This is a genomic window from Aquiflexum gelatinilyticum, from assembly GCF_024741135.1.
GTDB lineage: Bacteria > Bacteroidota > Bacteroidia > Cytophagales > Cyclobacteriaceae > Cognataquiflexum > Cognataquiflexum gelatinilyticum.
The window spans coordinates 282,184-304,593 of sequence record NZ_JANSUY010000003.1 but is presented as its reverse complement, the minus strand read 5'-3'; the positions used below and the strand labels follow the sequence as shown (position 1 = coordinate 304,593).

21 protein-coding genes are annotated in these 22,410 nt (G+C 36.2%); 3 read left to right on the top strand and 18 right to left on the bottom strand.

Annotation, left to right across the window (positions count from 1 at the left end; genetic code table 11):
- Positions 1-122: 122 nt before the first annotated feature.
- From NU887_RS07370 to NU887_RS07305, 14 genes are all read right to left on the bottom strand, one after another.
- A complete protein-coding gene (locus tag NU887_RS07370) occupies positions 123-1,271 on the bottom strand; it encodes a glycosyltransferase (RefSeq protein WP_258422731.1) in 1,149 nt (382 codons plus the stop codon).
- Positions 1,246-2,361 carry a glycosyltransferase gene (locus NU887_RS07365; RefSeq protein ID WP_258422730.1) on the bottom strand — a complete coding sequence of 372 codons (1,116 nt, stop codon included), beginning with the start codon at positions 2,359-2,361 and terminating at the stop codon, positions 1,246-1,248. Before NU887_RS07365 ends, NU887_RS07370 begins: the two co-directional genes overlap by 26 nt.
- Positions 2,358-3,251, bottom strand: coding sequence for a glycosyltransferase family 2 protein (locus NU887_RS07360; RefSeq protein WP_258422729.1), 894 nt, complete (start codon positions 3,249-3,251; stop codon positions 2,358-2,360). Before NU887_RS07360 ends, NU887_RS07365 begins: the two co-directional genes overlap by 4 nt.
- A 1-nt stretch (position 3,252) precedes the next feature.
- Positions 3,253-4,137, bottom strand: a complete 885-nt coding sequence (locus NU887_RS07355) for a glycosyltransferase family 2 protein (protein ID WP_258422728.1) — start codon at positions 4,135-4,137, stop codon at positions 3,253-3,255.
- Entirely contained in the window at positions 4,130-4,978 is an 849-nt protein-coding gene (locus NU887_RS07350) for a putative rhamnosyl transferase (protein WP_258422727.1), read from the bottom strand. Before NU887_RS07350 ends, NU887_RS07355 begins: the two co-directional genes overlap by 8 nt.
- Position 4,979: 1 nt before the next feature.
- Positions 4,980-5,846 (bottom strand): glycosyltransferase family 2 protein, encoded by an 867-nt coding sequence (locus tag NU887_RS07345; protein ID WP_258422726.1) that lies wholly within the window; start codon positions 5,844-5,846, stop codon positions 4,980-4,982.
- Between the two features lie 7 nt (positions 5,847-5,853).
- Entirely contained in the window at positions 5,854-6,957 is a 1,104-nt protein-coding gene (locus tag NU887_RS07340; protein WP_258422725.1) for a TDP-N-acetylfucosamine:lipid II N-acetylfucosaminyltransferase family protein, read from the bottom strand.
- A gap of 7 nt (positions 6,958-6,964) precedes the next feature.
- Positions 6,965-8,071 (bottom strand): TDP-N-acetylfucosamine:lipid II N-acetylfucosaminyltransferase family protein, encoded by a 1,107-nt coding sequence (locus NU887_RS07335; RefSeq protein WP_258422724.1) that lies wholly within the window; start codon positions 8,069-8,071, stop codon positions 6,965-6,967.
- 99 nt (positions 8,072-8,170) lie between these two features.
- The gene (locus NU887_RS07330) at positions 8,171-8,929 is read right to left on the bottom strand and encodes a DUF616 domain-containing protein (RefSeq protein ID WP_258422723.1); all 759 of its coding nucleotides are present in this window, start codon (positions 8,927-8,929) and stop codon (positions 8,171-8,173) included.
- A 2-nt stretch (positions 8,930-8,931) separates the two neighbouring features.
- The gene (locus NU887_RS07325; RefSeq protein WP_258422722.1) at positions 8,932-10,719 is read right to left on the bottom strand and encodes an ABC transporter ATP-binding protein; all 1,788 of its coding nucleotides are present in this window, start codon (positions 10,717-10,719) and stop codon (positions 8,932-8,934) included.
- A gap of 53 nt (positions 10,720-10,772) precedes the next feature.
- Complete coding sequence (locus tag NU887_RS07320; RefSeq protein WP_258422721.1) at positions 10,773-11,426, bottom strand: acetyltransferase; 654 nt, start codon at positions 11,424-11,426, stop codon at positions 10,773-10,775.
- An 85-nt stretch (positions 11,427-11,511) separates the two neighbouring features.
- The gene (locus NU887_RS07315; RefSeq protein WP_258422720.1) at positions 11,512-12,126 is read right to left on the bottom strand and encodes an acetyltransferase; all 615 of its coding nucleotides are present in this window, start codon (positions 12,124-12,126) and stop codon (positions 11,512-11,514) included.
- Complete coding sequence (locus NU887_RS07310; protein WP_258422719.1) at positions 12,127-13,206, bottom strand: DegT/DnrJ/EryC1/StrS family aminotransferase; 1,080 nt, start codon at positions 13,204-13,206, stop codon at positions 12,127-12,129.
- Between the two features lie 99 nt (positions 13,207-13,305).
- A complete protein-coding gene (locus NU887_RS07305) occupies positions 13,306-14,124 on the bottom strand; it encodes an FkbM family methyltransferase (RefSeq protein WP_258422718.1) in 819 nt (272 codons plus the stop codon).
- 381 nt (positions 14,125-14,505) lie between these two features.
- On the opposite strand from NU887_RS07305, the gene NU887_RS07300 reads away from it, so the two are divergent.
- The 3 genes from NU887_RS07300 to NU887_RS07290 all read left to right on the top strand — a co-directional run bounded on the left by NU887_RS07300 (position 14,506) and on the right by NU887_RS07290 (position 17,574).
- A complete protein-coding gene (locus tag NU887_RS07300) occupies positions 14,506-15,564 on the top strand; it encodes an acyltransferase family protein (RefSeq protein ID WP_258422717.1) in 1,059 nt (352 codons plus the stop codon).
- A gap of 841 nt (positions 15,565-16,405) precedes the next feature.
- The gene (locus NU887_RS07295; protein ID WP_258422716.1) at positions 16,406-17,098 is read left to right on the top strand and encodes a hypothetical protein; all 693 of its coding nucleotides are present in this window, start codon (positions 16,406-16,408) and stop codon (positions 17,096-17,098) included.
- Between the two features lie 125 nt (positions 17,099-17,223).
- Positions 17,224-17,574 (top strand): four helix bundle protein, encoded by a 351-nt coding sequence (locus NU887_RS07290; protein ID WP_258422715.1) that lies wholly within the window; start codon positions 17,224-17,226, stop codon positions 17,572-17,574.
- Positions 17,575-17,629: 55 nt separating this feature from the next.
- On the opposite strand, the gene NU887_RS07285 is transcribed toward NU887_RS07290, so the two are convergent.
- The 4 genes from NU887_RS07285 to NU887_RS07270 form a co-directional block, all read right to left on the bottom strand.
- Positions 17,630-18,586, bottom strand: a complete 957-nt coding sequence (locus NU887_RS07285; RefSeq protein WP_258422714.1) for a GNAT family N-acetyltransferase — start codon at positions 18,584-18,586, stop codon at positions 17,630-17,632.
- A gap of 233 nt (positions 18,587-18,819) precedes the next feature.
- Complete coding sequence (locus NU887_RS07280; RefSeq protein ID WP_258422713.1) at positions 18,820-20,283, bottom strand: hypothetical protein; 1,464 nt, start codon at positions 20,281-20,283, stop codon at positions 18,820-18,822.
- Positions 20,284-20,569: 286 nt separating this feature from the next.
- Complete coding sequence (locus tag NU887_RS07275; protein WP_258422712.1) at positions 20,570-21,073, bottom strand: winged helix-turn-helix domain-containing protein; 504 nt, start codon at positions 21,071-21,073, stop codon at positions 20,570-20,572.
- 607 nt (positions 21,074-21,680) lie between these two features.
- Positions 21,681-22,391, bottom strand: coding sequence for a DsbA family oxidoreductase (locus NU887_RS07270; RefSeq protein WP_258422711.1), 711 nt, complete (start codon positions 22,389-22,391; stop codon positions 21,681-21,683).
- Positions 22,392-22,410 lie beyond the last annotated feature (19 nt).

Sequence of the window (22,410 nt, the reverse complement as noted above, 5' to 3'; positions counted from 1 at the left end):
AATCTAGCAAAATGTCTCTATTGTAAAAGTTATTTAAAATTTCTCATTTCAAGATTTTTATTAAAAGTTTCAAATGTTTATGATCCTTAAATCGATATTCTAAGTTCATTTTGAATTCTTTCTTATCCAATAATCTCATTTAAGAGGTTAATATATAGCTGTTCTATGTTTTGACAATACAATTCTGAAGTATAATTTTTCTTAGCCCTTTCAAATCCTGCTTTTCCCATTTGCGCTCTAAGTTCTTGATTATCTATCAATATCTGAAGTTTTTCCCCAAGGTCATTCGGTGAAAATGGAGGTACATGAAACCCCGTTGTACCATCAATTACAACATCCCTCAATCCCCCAACAGCAGTTGCTACAATAGGTAGACTATGAAGCATTGCTTCTGCTGCAACAAGACCAAAACCCTCATTTGCCGATGGCAGTGAAAAGATATCCATAACGGAATAAAATGTTGAAGTATTTTCTTGGTATCCAACCGAAATAAACTGCCCTTCTAATCCAAGTTCAGAAGCCCTTGATTTTAATTTTTCTAAGTCTGGACCTTGCCCAACCAATAAAAATTTTACTTTCGGATTCTTAAGCCCTTTAATTGCTTCTAAAAGATCTGAAAACCTCTTAACTTCATTATAAACTCTTCCTACAGAACCAATTATAATATCACCATTTTCTATGCCCAATTTTCTCTTTAATAGGTCACTTTCCATTTTATCCGGCAATAAAGGTATCGACACACCATTATTTACTAATAAAACTTTCTCTTTTGGAATTCTTGCCTTATCTAAAAGAAAATTAACAACCGATGGTGAAATACCTATAACTTTATCAGCTACTTTACTAAATTGTTTTTGAAGCCAAATCGCTTTTTTAGACCTGTTTTGAGGATCGGAAGTTTCTTCTAAAATAATTATGGGAACCCTTCCCAAAAAGCCCCCAACCGCAGCCATACTCATTCCTTCGTATACAGCCCCATGAATGATTTGAGGCTTATAAGTACTGATAATTGAAAGAACTTTACGGTATTTTCCCCATTCGAATGGGCTATTAAAAGGACCCACATCATAAATTTGAACCCCTTCCTTTTCCAATGCCATTTTGATAGGGCCTTTGGAATTGGTGCAAATTATCCTTAAATCAAATTTTTCCTTGTTAAGATACTGTGCAAACCCTAACCTCACTTTCTCTACGCCACCCGAAGAAATGGTTTCAATACAATGCAGAACCCTGATTTTTGAATGGCTATTTCTTTCCAACTCTTTTGTCATTTATCAACCCAGTATACAGGTCAGACAAGTTGCCCACATAGCTATTTAACGAAAAAAACTGTCCTCTTTTGACAGCCTTTTCTTTCATTCTATTTCTTTCATTTGAATTCATTAACAAAGTTATCTTCATCCTACTTTTCAAATCTTCCTTGTCACCCGGATCAATTAAAAATCCATTTTTTCCATCCTCTATAATTTCTGAAGGACCTCCCACTTTTGTTGCTATCGAAGGTAATCCCATTAACATTGCTTCGACCAATGAAATTGAAAAGCCCTCTGATAAAGAGGGTAATACAAAGGCATCAGCTTGTTTAAGGAAGGGAAAAACGTCTTTTTGAAACCCAAAAAATTGAATATGCTTTTCTAAATCAAGTGCTTTGCATAGATCTTCAAGGTTTTTATGTTCAGGTCCGGATCCGATGATCCAAAGCATTATCTTGGTATTTTTGCTTTCATTGATCAGTTCACTGAATGCCCTTATCAACAAGTCAATATTTTTTATAGGAACCAGCCGACAAGTGACCATAAAAACAAAATTATCCTCTTTATCGATTTTCAATATGGAAGAAATCTCGGAGTATTCAGGAATAGCCACTGGATTATATACTACATAAGCTTTTTTGGCAGGGATTTCTCTAAGAGAAACTAGTTTATCCACAACTGCCTTTGAAATTCCAACCACAGAATGAGCAGTCCTGTAGGTAAGGTTGAAAATCATTTTCCAGAGTATACCATGATTTGGGAAGCCAATTTCTTCACCGATTCTGACAGGTATTTTTGCGACTTTCGCAGCCAATAATCCATGAAAATTTGCTTCGCTACCCGATGTATGGACTATATCAGGTTTTTGATTTTTCAAAAAATCAAGGAGTCTATATAAAAGTCTTAAATTAGGAATTCTGAAGTTTTCACAAAAAGTATGAACTTCAAAACCCAATCCCTCCAATTCGGTGGATATCCTGCCCCCTTTTCCCAAAACAACAATTTGTAATTGGATTTCAGGATGATCTTTGAATCCAAAGGCAGTCAATTTGATTCTCTGTTCTACTCCTCCAAAATCCAAAGCGGGAATTATCCTGCAAACTTTCATAAAGGAATCCCTCTCATTAGTTCATTCCTTTGTTTTTTGTATATATTTTGATTCCATAAGGTATCAATTAAAACTTTAACCGACTGATTAAGCTTTCCTTCAAAAAACAATAATCCTGCATATTTAAATACCTTTTTTATTGCCTTATCAAAAGGTTCATTCACATTCAATAAAATGGTCATTTGATTGGTCTTGATCTCATAAACCTTGCCGATCTTGGTTTTTTCTCCTTTCCGTTGGTCTCTATCATGTCGGATATACGAACCTGGAACCAAAACAGCTTGATACCCGAAATACCGCAATCGCTGTTGAAAATTAATATCCTCTCCATAATGGAAAAAAGATTCTGAAAAAAGACCAATCTCTTTAATTATCGACGCATCTAATAGCCATGCCGCGGCATTCACCGAATAAATCGGATAAAAAGGTTTTGTCTTTTTTAAGGTCATGTCAGAAACAAATCCCGGGCAAAGGCCTTCTGTCAGACAACTTTGAAACCCAAAATCCAATCCTTCCCCTTTGCCATTGAGATGAACAGGCGAAACCAACCCTATCTTTGAACCGAAGCCAAAACCTGCAAGGCAACGCGAAATCGTGTTTTCATCTAAATAGGCATCTTGGTTAAGTAAAAATATATATTCAGCCCCCTCTTCCATCGCAAATTTCGCACCCAAATTATTGGCCTTTCCAAAACCAAGGTTTGTTTTGTTTTGGATCAGGTGCATTTCAGGAAAAGCTTCAGAAATAAAATCACAAGTCACATCCGTAGAACCATTATCGACTATAATGGTTTTTAATGGATAATGTGATTCTCTGATACTAGAAAGAGTTTTCGGCAACCAAGTCATACCGTTATAGGTCACTATAACACAATAAATATTTGCAGACATGTTACCTCTTGGTTTCGCCACCTTTAATCAATATAAAATACTCTTTCCAAGCCCCTATAGTAACGGCCGAACAGACGATGAAAATAGACCAGGACTCATGTAATGGAACAGTGAAAAATTTCTTGGCAGAAAATCTCAGCCTTCTAAAGCTGAAATTAATAACATGGTTCAAAAATTTAACAGGTTGGTTTTCAAACTTCCTGTGATAGGTCCCTCCCAAAAGTCTTCTATACTTGTAAACCAATTCACTTACATGGTATCTTGATGGATGCCGGACGATGACATCGGAAGCAAATACGATCTTGTATTTTTTAGAAATTCTACTTGAAAGAGCTGTATCCCCATTGGACTTCAATTGAGGATTAAAACCACCAAATTCATCCATAACTTTCTTGTAAGAAAACCAATTACCTGCACCACAGGTCCCTTCTTTCACATAAGCCTTAAAGTCAAATCCTGTATATTTTTCATACACTTCCGCATGGGTTAGTTTATTAGGATTCTTAAAGAATAATGGAACATCTCCTGCTATAATCCCCAAAGAATGGTCAGCATCAGCTTCAAAATATTTCTTTGCATTTTGTAGCCAATCGGGTTCCGGTATGCAATCTGAATCCGTCAAGGCTAATATTTTTGCAGATGCCTGTTTAATTCCCAAATTCCTCGCTGCATAAGAGCCAGGAATTTTTTCATCCAAAACCTTTAAATTCAATTGATCAAAGAATTGTTTATCAAATTCTACACTTCCGTTAGGATCATTGTTTACCACAATTACCTCAAATTTATTTGCATCAAAGGTTTGACTAACCAAAGCAGCTAGGCAAGATTTTAACCTATCATTGTCTTTATAAGCTGGGATAATCACAGAAAAATATAAATCATCCATTCAATTTCAATTTTTTCAGCACATAAGGAATCACTTTTTTTAATTGCTTTTTGTAAAACACCCTCTTATAGTTAAATTTTGTACTAAGGGGAGCTCTATTTAAAAAACTAAAATGAAATCCATTGATTTTTTCTGAAAAAGAAAAGAGTTTTGGATTTCCGTAAAAATTGGTATCTATATTCAGATCATGGATTGTCATAGCCCACATTCTTTCCCCGGATTTGATTTCAATTCGCTCTTTTTCAAAAATAAATTTACTGTGCTCGATATGAAAGACGGTTTTAATTGATTCAAAGGAATCAAACTTTTCAATAACACTGATGAATGGATTGGATTTATTAATGGCAGTTCCCAGTATTTTTAACCTCAGGTCATATACCAACCCCTTATTGAAGTTAATCGAAGTATAATTTTGATTTTTAAACCTTTTCTGAATTTCATTGACATAATCGAAATGGACCATATCATCGCTATCAATTCTTGTAGTAATTAGATAATCAGAATTTTCTCCGCCATACTCCATGATGGAATCCTTAGCATGTTGCAATACACTCCCAAAGCTACCTGCTTTTAGGAGTACCTTCATATTGCTTTTCCCTTCAATTTTGTTATTGACAGCATCGATAAATTTTTGCGGCGTTTCAATATCCAAATAAATAAACCAGGCGAATTTTTGGTTTGTTTGATTCATCATGGCAGGAAGGCAGGTATTGTAAAAAATATCAAATCTGTATTCAAGCCAAGATTCCTCATTAAATAAATCTTTTTTTATCTTTCCAATCCGGTCTTTATATCCCAAATTTACTCTTGTAAACACAAAATGTCTAAATTCTTCTTTCATTTTATATCAGTTTTCGAATACATTTTGGATTTTTCATTATTTCAATAATCGCATTGAAATAGCGTCCAGAAATCGAGTTTGTCCTCGTTCCAATGTATCTTTTGAAAATTATTGCAAAAGCTTTTTTTGGTATATCCCCTTCAAGCAAAAAATATCTAAACAATTTTTCATAAAGTGCTTTTGTGGTCTCCTGATTTATTTTCTTAAAACTATTATTGTCATGAACTCTTCTAATGGCAATTGGTGAATCTATTTGTCCTGGAAACAATTTTCCTTTTACAGAAGCCCTCATCCATAAGTCCGTATCCTCTGCCAATTTCAGCATTTGGTCAAATCCACCCAATCCTATAAAAAAAGACCTTTTAAAAGTAATGGCATCAGTTGTAAACCGATCACCCTTTCCATCCAATAGTGTAAAAATCAAATCTTCAGGTGCTGTAATTTTATTTACAGTTGTCAGTTGCAGAGGATCCAAAGTTCCTGTGTTTTCAAAAAAAAAGCCAGTGCCACCATATACCCCATCGACATCTGGATTTGATTCAAAAACTTGTTTTTCAATCTCAAACCTCTGAGGTAAATACCAATCATCAGCATCCAAAAAAGCCACATAATCAAAAGTGGCATTCGCCACTCCTAAATTCCTACTAATCGAAACTCCTCTATTCACGTTATTTTCATGGACAATAAGCCTGACTTTTGGGAATTCTTTTGCCAATTTCTCACATAACGCCAAGGAATTGTCACTTGAACCATCCTCTACAAGCAATACTTCTCCAACCTCTTTAATATTAATTGCAGAGGTAACCGCTTCTTCTAAAAACAACTCAACATTGAAGACTGGAATTATGATAGAAACCTTAAAATCCATTACTAATTTATTTACTTATGGCTTCCAATAGGCTTTTCGTTTTTTCCAAAATTGCGGTTCTTCCCCATATTTCTTTTAACTTACTTCTCGTGTTTTCTAAGTCAATAGAAGGAAGTTGGCCCGTATTTGCTTCTTCAATTGAAAAAACTTGAACTCCTCTTGTGATAAAAAACTCATATACAGGATTTGATTTATCTAATATTACTTTTGAACCCAAATACAACATTAATACAATATTTCCCATTGCCACTTGTCGTAAACTGTTAACAAAAAAGTATTTACAGGAAATCAAATTATTTACATATTCATTATAATCTAAAAAATCAGTAATCGGGATAAAATTGTTTCCAAAAATTTTATTTCCTTTAATTATTGTTTCCTTCCTATTTGTCTTATCTCCATAGCTAAGCGGACAAAGGATTTGGTCATAATCTAAGTTAAAATTGATGATTAAATCTATCCCATCAAGGTGATTATTTAATGGAAGAGCACTATTTCCAAACAATAAGTTATTTCCATTTACAAATTTTTCTTCAAAACCTTTTATTATATCATCCTCTAATGTCAAATAATTCCAATCCAAAAACTCAAATTTCAGATTTGGAAAAAACTTTTTGAAAATATGGAATTCTACATCCAATACAGGACTGAAATAATCTACTCTACTTAAAAACTTTTCATCTGGTACCGGAATCTCAAGTTCTTTTAAAAAAATATTTCTCTTTTTGATTAATATTGTTCTCACTGGATCACCAACTAACTTCTGTGTGATTGGTTTATAATCTTTCAAGTCCCAAAACCTAAAATAATCAAATCCCCATCCTATCCAAACCACTTTTATATTTGATGGAACCTTAGTTATCAATAATTTGATAAACTCACTGTGTATTCCATGAATAATAATCCCATTATACTTTTTGAAAAAATAAGACCTAAATAAGAAAAAAATCGTCGGTCTTATAAATCTGACTTTTGCAGTTTTAATGTAAAATAGTTTATGATTTTTACCTAAAATGATAAACTCGTTTTTATCAGGAAAAGCTTCCTCAAAGACCCGATACGCGGAATCAAAGAATTTTTCATCCCTTACAAGATGAAGTACCTTTTTCAATCGGCAATTAATTGTTTAAAGTTTGAATTAATGCTTTACTTTTTATTTGGATACTATCTCTCCCCCAAATATCCTTTAGGACTAAACGCGTTCTCTTAAGATTTATGACTTCAAATAACCCAGTTTTGGCTTCTTCAATTGAATAAATTTGAATTCCCAACTTTTTAAAAAAAACATAAACAGGATTCCTTTCGTCTAAAATTACATATGCTCCCAAATATAGCATCACTACAATATTACCTAAAGCATTTTGCTTTATACTGTTGATAAACACAAATTTACAACTTATTATGTTTTTAATATATTCTTCATATTTTAAAAAATCAGTTATTGGATAAAACCTTTCCTTAAAAACTCTTTTCCCTTCAGAAATTATAATTTCATTTTTTGATTTGTCACCATAACTCAAAGGGCAAATAACGTTTTCAAAACTGAATGAAAATCCTTGAATATCTGTAAATGCATCTAAATGATTGTTAAAGGGATTGGCATTATTCCCAACAAGAATATTGTTTCCCTGTATTGTTAAGTCTTCAAAACCTTTGATAAGGTCGTCTTCAAGAGTTAGGTAATTCCAATCAAGAAATAATGGTAAGTCTTTATAGAAAGTTTTTTCCTTAATCAAATAGTATTCCGATTCAAGTACAGGAGCGAAATAATCAACTGTCATAAAAAGCTTTTTTTTATCAACAGGAATATTGACAAATCTCAAAAATCTGTTTTCCACTTTTAAATCAAAGTTATATTGCTCATTACCAATCATTTTTTTTGTTTTTTCCTTCAACAGGTCCTCTCCAATGAGATCATAATAATCAAATCCCCATCCTATCCATAAAACCTTAATATTTTTACATTTATTTATTAAAAAATGCCCTAAGAATTTACTGTTAAGACCATGGATGATAACTGAATCAAATCTAAATTTTAAAATAAAAAAAGAATAATATAAAACAGCCGGTCTTATGAATTTCACTTTTTTTGATTTTATATATTTCAGTTCTTTTCTTGATGATAAAATATAATATTCGTGAAGGTCCGGTTCTATGCTTTCAAATATTCTGATAACAGAGTCAAAAAATATATGATCCCTTATTATATGTAATTTTCTTTTCATAAATACCGTTTAATTTTTGGGCTTGTCTTTTTTAATCTCGGACTACTACAAAAACAATTGTTACTTTAAAAATTAAATCAATAAGCCATATTTAGAGACTTAATTTATTTGTCGAAAAAATTTCAAAATTTTTATTAGAAAAATAAAAGCTAACTTATTTAATCTTGAATGCTTTCTCTGGATTAGCCCATCGACTGTATATCCTTGGTATAAATGTGATTGAAATTTTGAGAAGTTATTTTCCTCCCTACTGCCAGGAATTATTTCAATTGGTAAGTTAAACTTCCAAAGTAGATATGCTAATGAAATTTGATCTCTCCGACTTTTGTTTTCTATTTCGGTCCACCATGAACTTAAAAAATGTTTGAGAGAACCATTATTGGTTTTAACTAAAATTGAGGTTTCAAACAATCCATTTTGAACCGGCATTCCATTTTTAAAATACCCATAAATCTGTTTAAATATCTTACGGGGATGATCTTTCCCCCTTCTAATACATGTAATGGATTCTTCATAAATGCATGTCCTTATAGGATGCTGAAATGATGCCATCAAGCCAATAGTGATGAAATTCGCTAGTTCAGCGATTGAATTATGTATTAATTGAAGGTTACCGTCATGCCATATCAATAAATCATAACTATCCAATTCAGGCGCACCTAAGATTTTATAAAACCTTGCATTTTTTGTAATATCTTTAAATCTTGACGAGACATATAAAACTTGATAAATATTTGAAGTTGCTTCTAAATTATCCGTAAACAGATAATAATCGATTTTGGTATCTCTTTGATAAAACAAAGGCTCCCTTAGTTTATCTTTTTTTCCAAAAATAGCTGTGTATACGGCAATTTTCACAACTAAAATTCTTGAGCCTCCACCATTCTTCTAAAACTTTCGGAATTTGAAGCCAACCCTTCAAAATTATCAATTTCCTTAATTTGACCTTTATTCAATAGAATAATTTGATCTGCATGCTTGACTGTGGATAATCTATGAGCAATCATTATGATTGTCACTTTACCTTTAAGGAGTTCCATATTTTGTTTGATCAGTTGTTCTGTTTCAGAATCTAAGGCAGAAGTGGCCTCGTCCATCATCAAAAAATCAACATCTTTAAATAATTCTCTTGCAATGGAAAACCTTTGCTTTTGTCCTCCAGAAACCATGATCCCATTATTCCCCAAACGGGTATTTTCCAATTCTGGCAATCCTTTCACAAAGTCCCCAATTGATGCCTGTTCCAAAGCTTTCCAAAATTTTCGTTTATTGGCTTCATTGGGTTCCGCCCAAAAAGTCACATTGTTAAAAACCGTATCATCAAAAATAACAGGGTCTTGAGTAATGTAGCCTATTTTCTTTTGATAGGTACCTCTTTCTAAATCTAAAATTGACTTACCATCAACAGTGATAGTTCCTCGGTCAGGCAAAACCAAACCTGATAGAAGGTTCATGAGGGTAGTTTTACCTGACCCACTCTCTCCAACCAAGGCTACAGTTTGGTTTTTTTTGATGGAAAAATTGAGATCGGTTAAAATAACTTCATCTCTGTATTGAAATCCAACTCCTTGAAATTTAATTTCTTTTTCAAATCCTTCAAACTCTATCTTTCCATTTTCCTCTTTACCAAATTCAAGTTCAGTCAAAAACTCTTGCATATTTTCCAATGACCCGTGGTTGGCCAAAAATGCATTCCAATAATTTTGCAAATTCATCAAGTAGGTTAATGCCCTGTAAAAAAATAGGAGACTCAATAAAATCAAATTGATACTACCGTCTAAAGCATTGATTTCCAATATAATAACACCAACAACCACCGTAATTACCAAAGGTTCTCTTATGCCATTTATAAACGCATTTAGGAATCCTATTCTTTTAAGGTAATTCTCTATTTCAGTAACTTTTTCTTTGAGTTTGTTGCTAAAGTCCTTTAGTTGACCTGTAGCTTTAAGATATTTAAAGAATGCTACTTTTTGTATCAATAAGCCCTGAAAATCATGGTTGCTGTCAGTCAGCTTTCTCGAGATAGCTTTGGTTTTTTTGAATATCCATGAATACAAGAGATTACTCATGCTGCCACCAATGATGACCAATATGGTAAACTGTGGATTGACTGTGAATGCCAAACCCGTGTACACCATGACCATTATTAGTCCTTGCATTGCAAAAAAATAACCATTATAAGCCCCTAATACTTTATTGACTTCCCCTGATACAGTGTTTTGGATTCTTCCCGAGTCAGACATGACAAAGGATTTGTAATTGTATTCTGTCAAAAGGTCAATTTGAGAAAATCTGATTTTCTGGATAAAATAACGCTGAAGGATTACTTTATAATAACTTTCAATAAACCTTACAATTCCCTTCAAAACAAAAAATAACAACATAACCACCAATACGGAGGTCATTGTCAAGGAAATATTCAAGGAATTAAACCCATCAATTAAAAATCTTAGGTTGCCTAAAGACTCTATTGATTGCTCTCCCCCACCCATCATCTCTAATAATGGGAGAAACATTGCTAATCCTAATCCATCCAATAGGGCAACTCCTATGCTTAATCCAAATGAAATGAATATTCTATTACCTAAGTAAGAATAGAAATAAGTGAAATGTTGAAGATAATTTTTAATTATTGATTTGATCATTAATTGTCAAAAAGAAATAAAGTGTTTTTGAGAAGGTACAATTATAGTCCAGATTAAAATTCAGAATCAAAAGTTTTGATGATTTTTCCTGGAACCCCAACCACCAAAACATTATCAGGTATATCTTTAGTAATTACCGACCCTGCGCCGATAATTGCATTTTTTCCAACCTTAATTTTTGGTAAAATTGTTACATTGGTACCGATTTGGGTTAATTCTCCAATTTCACAATTTCCTGATACATGTGTACCAGGAGAAAGTTCGACGAAGTCTCCCAGAACAGAATCATGTCCGATGGTACAGTTGAGATTTATCAAACAACCCTTCCCAAGTTTTATTGAATTTGTAATTACAGTTCCTGTCATAACATTACATCCTTCACCAATAAAATTATCAAAATGTCCAATTTGGGCAAATGGGGAAATAGTGGACTCAAACTTTCCTCCAATACTAGAAAATTTTTCAAATATTTTTTTCCTCAAATGTGGATTTCCAATTCCGATTGAAAAATCAAAACTTTCATCTAAAAAATACTTTTTTACCTCATCAATTCCTTTAAAAATAGGGTAACCAAATAAATCATTGGGCAGATCTGGAGTGACATCATCAAAGAAAAAAATTTTCTCTTTAAATTCCATTTGATAAAGTATCTCTAAAACTTCTTTTGCAAATCCTTTTGCTCCAACAATAACTAAATCTCTTGTCATGAATGTGTTTTTTTGTATTAAATATAATGCAGTATCAATGGCTATTAGGGTGTTGAAATTTATTCTTTAAATAAACTTAGGTTTCTCATGATTTGATAATACGACCCGGCACACCCACAACCGTAACATTATCTGGAACATCTTTGGTAATCACAGACCCTGCCCCGATAATGACATTTTTGCCGATTTTGATTTTAGGTAGGACCGTGGCATTGGCCCCAATCCGGGTATGGTTGCCGATTTTAGCATCCCCAAGGATCACCGCCCTTGGACTGATTTCACAGAATTCCCCCACTTCCACCTCATGATGAACCTGCGCCCCGGTATTGACCAAGGTCCCTTTGCCGATGAAAACTTTTGACCCGATAAAGCAATGGTTGAAAACATCGGCTCCTGTGTAAACAGCCGACCCACTTACAGTATTGTTAAATCCAAATAGGTTAACCAGTTTTCCTCCGGCCTTGATAAATCTGTCATAAAAGGTGCTTCTAAATTTAGGATTGCCAACGGCAAGGATAAATTGAGGATCTACTTTGAAATGGTTTTGAAGGCAGATTTGATCTTTGATGACCTTATATTTATTAAGGAATAATGGCATTTCAATCCCATTATCATAAAATTCTATAAATTCAAGACTGGGTTGATTTGAAAGGATATCCAAACACTCCAAAGCATGGCCGCTAGCACCTCCTATGACCATCTATAAGTTGTTTTGTACACGGAGTAAAATCCTAGCAATCATTTTTTGTTCCTCTTTGCTCAGCCCATGATACAAAGGAAGGCACAAGACCCGGCTGCTGATGCTATCCGAAACAGGCGTGTCACCCGAAGTATAATCCAGGTGGTTGAGCCCCGGAAAGAAATACCTCCTTGACCCGATCTCATGATCCGAAAGCAGCGCCATGCTTTTTTCGAGTTGTCCTTCATTTTCAAAAATGATGGGGAAATAGGCGTAGTTGTAGGATTCGATCCCTACAATGTCCAAAAATTTCACTTTTAACCCTTTGAGCAAATCAAGATAATGGTGAAACTGTAACTTGCGGGCGGCAATGATATCAGCCAAATAGTTCATATTGACCAATCCCATGGCAGCATGGAATTCGGAGTTTTTGCCATTGATACCGACACCGTTGAATTTCAAAAAACCATCATGCCCAAAGTTTCTGAGGTATGACATTCTTTTCAGCAACTCGGGATCTTTGGTAAATACCCCTCCACCTTCAATGGTATGGAATACCTTGGTAGCATGAAAACTACAGGTACTGATATCCCCATATTCAAAAATGGATCGTCCTTTGATTTTGACACCGAAGGCATGTGCCCCATCATAGATAACTTTCAGCTGATGCTTTTTGGCAATCTTTTCAATGGCCTCCACATCACAGGGAACTCCATATACATGAGTTGCCAATATGGCTGAAGTCTGCGGGCTGATGGCTTCTTCGATTTTGGTAGGATCCAGATTCAGCGTTTTGGGATCAATATCCACAAAGACAGGCGTACAACCCTCCCAGACAATACTGCTAGTGGTGGCCACATAGGAAAAAGGCGTAGTAATGATCTCTCCGCTCAACCCAAGCGCTTTGATGGCGATTTGTATGGCGATGGTCCCGTTGTTTGTAAACAAGAGGTGATTGACATCCAAATGACTTTTGAGCTTCAGTTCAAGCTCATTTACCAAAGGTCCGTTGTTGGTCAGCCAGTTACGCTCCCAGATTCCATCAAGGTAGCGGTGATATTCCTCTTTGGGAGGCAAAAATGGTTTTGTTACAGGTATCAAATTGCTAGATAGGTTTTTAAAATAAAAATGATTGGAATATATTGTTCTTATAGGAATTTAAAATTGATTAATTGAGCATCTAACTGTAATGACAAATCCTCAAGCAAAAACTGGCTTTTGGGATTGGATGTAGTGAATCATGGAGTTCCCTCCGGTAGAAAATTCCTGCGCATTGACAATAGAAGGAGTTTTGAATCCATTTTCCTCAAAAACTTCAACCAAATCGCCAAAGATATCTCCCAACCCGGGGATTGAATGATACTCCAGCATGTACTGTTTGGAGCGCTTGATGCTTCCACTTTCCTTCAAGTCCTCAAAGACCTGCCTTTCTGCACCCTCCACATCAAGCTTGACGAGATCAAATTCAGCTTCTTTCAATAAGTCCGACAAGCGGACAGCATCTATTTCTTTCAGAAAGGATTTTCCGATTTGAGGAAACAGGGAACCATTGATGATCGAACCTGTGGGAGAAACATAAAAACGTTCTTTTCCCATCCGGTCAGACAGGCAGGCATTGATTGCTTCCACTTGGGACAAACCATTGCCTGCAATATTCTTTTCCAGATAGTAAAAAGCCTGTGGATTGGGTTCGATGGCAATGATTTGAGCTTGGGGATACAAGGATTTAAAATACAAAACGCTGATCCCGATATTTGCCCCGCCATCGATGATTTTGGGTGTAGCGCTTTTCGGATCAAACTTGTATACCTCCTCCAAAAAAATCTCTTTGACCAAGCGCAACAAGACCTGCGGAGAATTTGCAATTATCCTAAATCCAAAAAGACTGACGGTGACATCCCTGTCATTCCTGAACTTTGCCCTGAAAAGAAGAAGGCTTAGAGTGACCAACAAATGAACCTTTCTGTTTTTTTGGTTATAAAATTCATGCCTGACAGCAGGGTAATAAAACTCCTTCAAGAGCGAAAAAAAATTAACCAATGACTTCAAATCACAAAACGAAATGGTGGTTTCTTATTTGAAAATAAATTGTCCTCTATTTTTTTCAAATTAGTAAAAGGTTTGGTACACTATTGCTGTGGACGGTGGACGGTGGACTGATGACCATTTTATTAAAATTTAAATAATCATATTTTTTTATAAATAACCATATTTTTTCCTTCAAAATCGGCACTTTTCGAGCATGTTCCCTTACCCTTCTCCTACCCTTCCCTTACCCTTCCGTTACACCCTCCTTACCCATTCGTTACCTTTTGACCAATTTCCAAGAAAACGTATCACTTTTCCAACATCTAATTCAGCATTCAAAATTCTTCATTTCCAAGCATTACATTTGGCACCTTGAACACCTCAACACCAACATATTTTCCTGCACTGACAGGCATCAGGGCGATCGCTGTACTGATGGTATACTTCCATCATTTCAATCCTTTTGCAGGTACATCAGGTTTCGCTTTTAGATTCTTTGCAGAATTCCACACCGGAGTGACCTTGTTTTTTGTTCTGAGTGGATTTATCATCACCCACAAATACTTTCTTAACCCCTCACCTTCGCTTTCCGTCTATTTTTGGAACAGGTTCACCAAAATCTATCCGGTTTTCTTTATACTGACTATGTTGATTTTCCTCGCGAGGGCAATTTATTTCAGTCAATTTGGAGAAAAAGAAATCCTTGCTCTTATACTTAATCTTCTCCTTTTGAAAGGCTATTTTCAGGAATTTCTATTCTCGGGAATTGCCCAAGCTTGGACTTTGACTGTTGAAGAAACTTTTTACCTGTCAGCACCGCTTTTGGCTTTGGCCTGGAAAAAGTGGCGTTTGCCTTTATTGCTTTTACCGCTAACCATTATCAGTTCAGGGATTTTGATTCAAAATCTTTTTAAGGACCTGTTTCCCTTCGGCTTTTTTGGAGATCTTCAGTTCCTGTTCAATTTCACATTTTTTGGAAGATGCTTTGAATTTCTGTTGGGAATGGGATTGGCTTATCATATGCAGCGCCGCTTACCACTCAAACACCTGACGCTGTTTGGCGCAGCAGGGATACTGCTTTCAATAGTGGCTTTGGCTATGATCGGCAATGGGGAAAAAACAGGTGACAATTTTCATTTGGGTATTTTGGTCAACAATTTTGCTTTACCCCTTTTTGGTATCTTGCCGCTTTTTTGGGGATTGTTGCATGAAGAAACAGTATTCAAAAAACTCCTTTCCTCGCGCCTGTTTAGGATCTTGGGAGACAGCAGTTACGTGTTTTACCTGATCCACATCGGGATATTCCAATTGGCATTGGCATCACTTGGCCTTTCTATCTTGACTAACCTATTGCTGTTATACCTTTTCGCCATCTTGGGTTATTACTTTTTTGAGCAACCAGTTAAGAATTATCTCAGAAGTCGGTTTTAGTATAGATGCGAGAAGAGAGAGCCGAGAAGCGAGAACGGAGATCTAGTTAACTTTAAAACTTCTAGAACCAAGTATCATGTACCAAGGACGAAGCCAAACCCGACAACGCGCAGCAGACAACTCTACAACGCGAAGCAGACAACCCCACAACCATTACAACCACTAGAACAATTACAACCCCCAAACGGATTCCCCTTACCCACAGCTTCGCCCCTTCAATCCCATCTGGGACATCCAACCGAGTACTAAAATTACTCATGAGTAACAAAATTACTCGGGCAGACGGGATTTGCAAACCTTCTAAAAACATTTTCGCCAATGAAAAAAAACTTAAAGAAAACCTTAATTTTCTCCAAAAACTTCGTCCTGAAGAAAATGAGGGTCGATAAATCTAAAATGCATTTCAAATCTTTAAATTGATTTTTATCAATTATTATATAAACAATTATTTTTCAATGAATTATAAATAAAAAAAATAACCATAAAACCCAAAATTCAACCTCTTCTTGAACCCTGCCCTTCCCTTGATTTACATTATTTAAAGTGAAAAAAATAGTATTACTTGGCACTGTAATTGGTCATCAAATTGAAAAGTTTTATACAAATAAAATTTTTCCTGTCGTTTAAGAAATGTCTGTTTATTGGAAAGTAGACGAAACCTATTTGCAGGTCGACCCTTTGTAACAAAAGGATGCTTTTCGATATCATGAAAATTCCCGACAGCCACAAGGTATGTGGAAGGTGATCCGAAAAAAGGTGGTTAAAAAAATAACTGCCTTCCAATAGCGGGTAAAATTGTAAGTAAGAGATTGAAAAAGATAACCCCTAGTAATTTTAAAGCATGCTGATTATCCAATACCGTGCCCACGATTATTTCCTACACCAGCTTGACGAAAGTTTTATAGGATTGGCATTTGTGCTGACAGACAAGTACGAAGGCAACATGGATGTATTTTTGCCCCACAAACCCAAAATCATCATCCATGAGGGATTCATCTGTATCAAAAAACTCGAACTGAGTGTCAGGGGAAAAAATGACACAAGCAAATTCAATAAAAACCTTGACATCGAATTCAATGAGATCAAAAAAGTCTTCTTCGACAAATCAGATGAGACTGAAGATTTTTTCCTGAATATCCCGGAAGGTAACTATGACAGGTTGGGATTTGGAATTCACCTGTCAGATCATGAACAAAACCCATCCGTCTTTATCAGTGCGTCTTACTACAGTACAGCGGGAGAATTGATTCCTGTGACCATAGAGCTTTTTGGGGCAAGGCCACGATTTGACTTAGCACTTGATGCTGACAATTCTCCCATCCTTTCCTTTACCTCCGACAGAACCATCAACCCCTCCATCATCTTCGAAATCAATGCATCCAAATGGCTCGATACCCTGACCATTGAAGACTTTGAAGAAGCACAAAAAACGGATGACGGCATCCTAATCAACGACAAGCGCAACCGCCATCTCTACTTCAAACTCGCCGCCGAAATCCACAAAGGCGACGAAATCAATGTGGAACTGAGATAAATGATAAATTTTGAATGAACAATGAGGACTAAAGGTATATTTTAAGATACATTTTCAGATTTAAACGTTTAATTTACTAATCCTGATAAGGTCGTTTTGTATTTTAGTGGAAAAGGAAACTAAATATGAAAAATCCGATCGTTGATAAAAGCTTCATTTTCGCAGAGAAGATACTTAATATTTATTTCTTTCTTCGAGAAAATAATCACTACAGGTTAGCAGATCAAATTGTTGGTTCAGGCACCTATATTGGTGCAAATGTAGAAGAAGCACAGGCAGCCCAATCAAAAAATGACTTTATTTCAAAAATCAGCATTGCATCCAAAGAAGCGAGGGAAACAGCATATTGGATCAAATTACTGGATCGAAAAGAATTGATCGGAGACCACCCGGACTTCATTTTTTTGCAATCCGAAATCTTAGAAATAAATAAAATGCTCACCTCAATTCTCATTTCCTCAAAAAAATACCGCTAACCTCAATTCTACGTGCTTAATCCTTAATTTTTCATTCATAATTCACCATTCTAAATTACCCAAACTCCCACACCTTCCCCATATACAACCCCCCTCCAAAGCTTTCTTTCCATTGCACAAGGCTTTCTTTTGGCAAACCTGTTTTTGGATCAGTGACGCCCCCAAGGTCGATGTATTTTTCTCCCACATGCCGCATCAGGTAACCTATCAAGAGATCCACCGCCCTGTTTTTCCTTCCATCATCCGTTGAAGCGATGTATTGTGTCCTCGCCACTTCAGGATGGGAAAACACGGTTACTCCTGCTAAAATTTCCCCTTTGTGATAGGCATTGAATTGACGGATTTTCCCCGGATTGTTTGCAGCAAGGTATTCAATTTCAGCCAAGGTGTGTACAGGTTCATAGCCCAATACCTGCTTGTGGTAAGGCATCAGGATTTCATCCCAAAACGTCACAAAACCATCGTCTTCTTCAATATGAATCCCCATATTCATGGCCTTCTGTACACCCCACCTTTTGCCCCTGTCCGAAATCACCTTTGGCAACTCGATGGCATAATTGGGATCCTCATCCACCAAAACCCCGCCACAAGAAACCATAAGGGACTCATTGTCGGTTTTTTGGGAGTGATAAAATTCCGGAACTGGCTTGACACGGATCCTTGTAAATCCTTTTTCAGAAAGGAATTGCAGGGATCTGAGGATGATTTCCTGCTGCTTGACGAAATCAATCCCGTTTCTGAAAATCCATCCCCCAAAGGTCAATCCCTGATGGGATAAAAATGTTTTTTCATAGCTGTTGCCCGGCAATACAGCCACCAATTCCTCCCCTTCTTTAATCAAAAGAGAGACATCAGTAAAACGGTCTCTATGGTAATCCATAAAATTCCTCGAATGAAGAAATATCCCATTGGAACTGTTTTCAACCAGTTCATTCCAAGACTCAAAATCAGATGGAGAATAGAATTTTATTTCCAAAGCTGTAAAAATTGGGTGAATAATGTAATTGTGCATAGATGCATAACTTTATGAATATGATCAGAAATCAGGATGGAAAAAAAACTTCCTGCTACCGAAAGAATATGAAAATTAATGTCTGTTACTTCAATAAATCTGTTGAAAACCTGTTTCTATTTGTGGTAAATTATCCTTTCTACCTATGAGGTTAAAAAAATGCCGATGATCGTCATCCCTATAGTCATTAGTGCGGTAACAAATAAAATTTGCACTTAATCGACCCTTCCCTTTCAAGCTCCGGAAACAGAAGAAACCGGTTTATTCCTCCGGTACTCCTCTCTCTTATATCGCAACTTCCCTTTCCAGGCTAAAAATACCAAAAATGTAAAAACTATCCCGCCGATGAAATATACCTCAAAAGACATCTTGTGGCCAAAATGCATCCAATACCTTTGAGCAGGAAAGCTACCCATAGCCACCTTACCCATTGCCAAAGCTTTTTCCATGCCGGGTACATTCATTGGTAACCAAAACAGGGATATCAATACATTGACAATACCGATCACAATCAAGTCTTTGTTGACAATCCTATACCTCCTGACTGCTTTCAAAAGCAGTACCACCATGAATGGGAAAAAAGCCAACAGCAACCTTGACTCCGGGTGTAGCGCAAAAATAAACATCAATATGCCTACTGCTGTCATCCCCATTCCGAGCTTTGCGGCCTCCTTCACCATCCTTGGAAAAAAAGCCAGTGCAAATGGAATGAGAAAGCCAAAAAACATCAAATGGCCAACGAGAAAATCTCCCGGAAACCGTAAGGTGTCAGCTACCATTCCAAAGAAAATTGCACCCATTTGAATGGACCTGTTGTTGCCTGACAGGAGAAAAATAACAAGCACAAACACCAAAAATATCCCTACCAACCTGCCCATTTTTTGGGATTTGGTTTTTTTCACCAGCAGGACATAACTCTTGCCCCAGTCCACCGGATTCCTTACCATCATGCCCAATACAAACAAAACCAGGCTGAAAATTGAACCAAGATAGAGGACACCGTTCCAAAAACTTAGGGTTTCAAACCTCCCTGTAAGAAAACCCAGCATCACCAAAAATCCCAATAGAAATGAAGAAACAACAACCGGGAAAACTGACTTCGGCCTTTCTTCAGTATACAGCAACAGCGGCTCACTCGGCAAAAACAAGAGCAACAATCCCGTTATCATCATCGTCGGCCAGACAAACCCGGCAACAATAGAGACCAAAAAAAGCTTTTGACGGTTGATTTTAATAAAATAATTGGCCTGACCAATCGCCAACATCATGGTAGGAAGATCGGTTGAGAAGGGATTATACCAAGGTTCTTTGAGTACTGCAAAATTCACAAACAACAACACAAAGCCCAAAATGCTCAAACTATTTCCTAGCTGAAGTTTAGATGCCAAGGAGAAATACCAATAAACCCCCAAACCAAGAAACAATAAATGCAGAACCAACATTCCCCGGATCAGGTTGTCATTGCTTTTCACAATTTCAAACGCCCCAAACATCACATTTACAAAAGCAAATGGCATCACCCTTTGCATCTGAAACGCATTGTAGCTTCCCCCTTCTATTTTTTCTAGAAAATTTCCGGCTACATTTCTAAAAAAGAGCCCATCTCCCATGGCGCCTTCGTTAATGGGGACTTTCTCTCCCACAATCTGAAAAAACACAACAGATAAAAGGGCGGCAATTAATGTGAATCTTATCAAGCTATCTTTGGGTTATTTTAATTGTAATCTTTGTTTTTGGACATTGATTTCGCCTAAATTATAGGACTGAAATTCAAATCTAATCTATTTTTTCAAATCAGTGGAAAGTCGCATTTTTCAATTAATATCCATCAATATCCAATTTCAAATTAATATCAATCAATATCCAATATCAATCAATATCGAATATATACATTAGATTACTTGACGCTAACTATAAAAAACTCGGATAGATTGCAATTGTAGTGGCTATGGACTGTCGACCATGGTCTGTGGTCAAATTGATTTACCCAAACACCAGTAATCCCCCCACTTCCTCCAGTTCTTCTTCCAAAACAGACACTTTAATCCTCCTCTGTACTTTTTCATAAGTCTTGTTGACCAAAAATTCAAGGTATTCCTGATCAATCTCTTTCCCTATCAAAACCATCTCAATGGTACCTGAATCTATACCTTTGGCATAATCACCGATGATGTAAGCCCGCTCTACATTACCAAGCCGACGGACCACCTGTTCCAATAATTGGTCCAGACCCAAAAACTTGGAGACCATGTTTTTGATCTCCTGAAAAAAAGGATGGGCGTTGTTTGCCCGGTACATGATGGTCTTTCCCTCCTCACCTGAAGTCAATAATCCGGCATCTGTCAGCCTGTTGAGCTCCACCCGCACAGCATTGGTAGATTCATCAAACTCCTTGGCTAGGGAACGCAGGTAGCTTGAATTATTATGTGAAAAAAACTTTAATAAAAGTTTAACCCGGGTTTTGGAAGTGACTATGGAGTCAAGCATTTTGTTGATCAGTAATATACATAAGCCAAAATTCCTCTATCTAAAAATGATCCAATCCGTAGTCTTCAATTTCCATCAACCTAATTAACAATTACCCAAATACATGTACTGTGTGTAACCGAAATAACCAATTACCATTAACCAAATACATGTACTGAGCGTAGTAGAAGTAACCAGAAAAAGCCCAGCTTCGCCCTTTCAGTCCCATAAATGAACCTACCGAAATGAGTAAATTTCTTACTCATGAGTAACAAAATTACTCGGGGAAAACAAAAAAACAAGTGCAAACAAATGATTTAAATCATGTACATAAGTCACTGATAAATAATAATTTATAAATATTCAGTTAAACAAAATAAAAAATGAAATTCAGCCTGAGATAAATGAATTTGGTATCAAATCCAAACCCTAAAAAAAATTTCAAAAAAATAAAGGGAATCCTCAGGACTCCCTTTTCGATGTTATCAATTCTCCCGAAAATGGTCCATTAAATAAAAATGGAACATTTAAAAAGGTCGCTATTTAATAGGTGTTTTAAAGTAAGAATTTATGAAGTACATCACCAAGGGAAAGGTGTGGACTGTCGACCAGGGACTGTTGACCCATGTCAATTACAATTTCCCTCTAAATCACAGTTATTCCCATCCTGACTTTCCGCAACCTGTAGCACAGGATTTGCCTTCACATAATCTTCCCAGGCTTTATGGATCGTTTCGTCAAAAACCTCCTTGGGTTGGGCGCCTGATATCCCATATTTCCGGTCTACAACAAAAAAAGGAACTCCCCTCACACCTATTAACCTGGATTCGTAGATATCCTGCTCAACTTTCTCTGCAAATTCACCGGAATCCAGACACTCTACAACCCTGCTTTCAGCAAGACCTACTTCCATTGCCAATGCTGTCAAAGTGGCTTTATCATCAATATTTGTTCCTTCCGTGAAGTAGGCTTTCAATAACCTTTCCTTCATTTCACCTCCTTTGCCTAGGGTCTTTGCCAACTGAAGCAAGCGATGGGCATTCTTCGCATTGGCGACGACAGTCTTGTCCATATGGTAAACCAAACCTTCAGCTGCAGCCATATCCACAACTTGTTGGGAAACTTGCTTTGTTTGTGCCATGCTCCAACCTTTGGTTTCTGATAGATATTCTAAAGTAGATTTTGATGGATCGGTGACCATATCAGGATTGAGCAGAAAACTCTTCCACTGGACCTGAACATGATCTGCATATTCAAAATCCGCCAAAGCAGATTCAAGCCTTCTTTTTCCTATATAACAAAATGGACACATGATGTCCGACCAGATTTCTATTTTCATAATTCAGATAATTTTACTT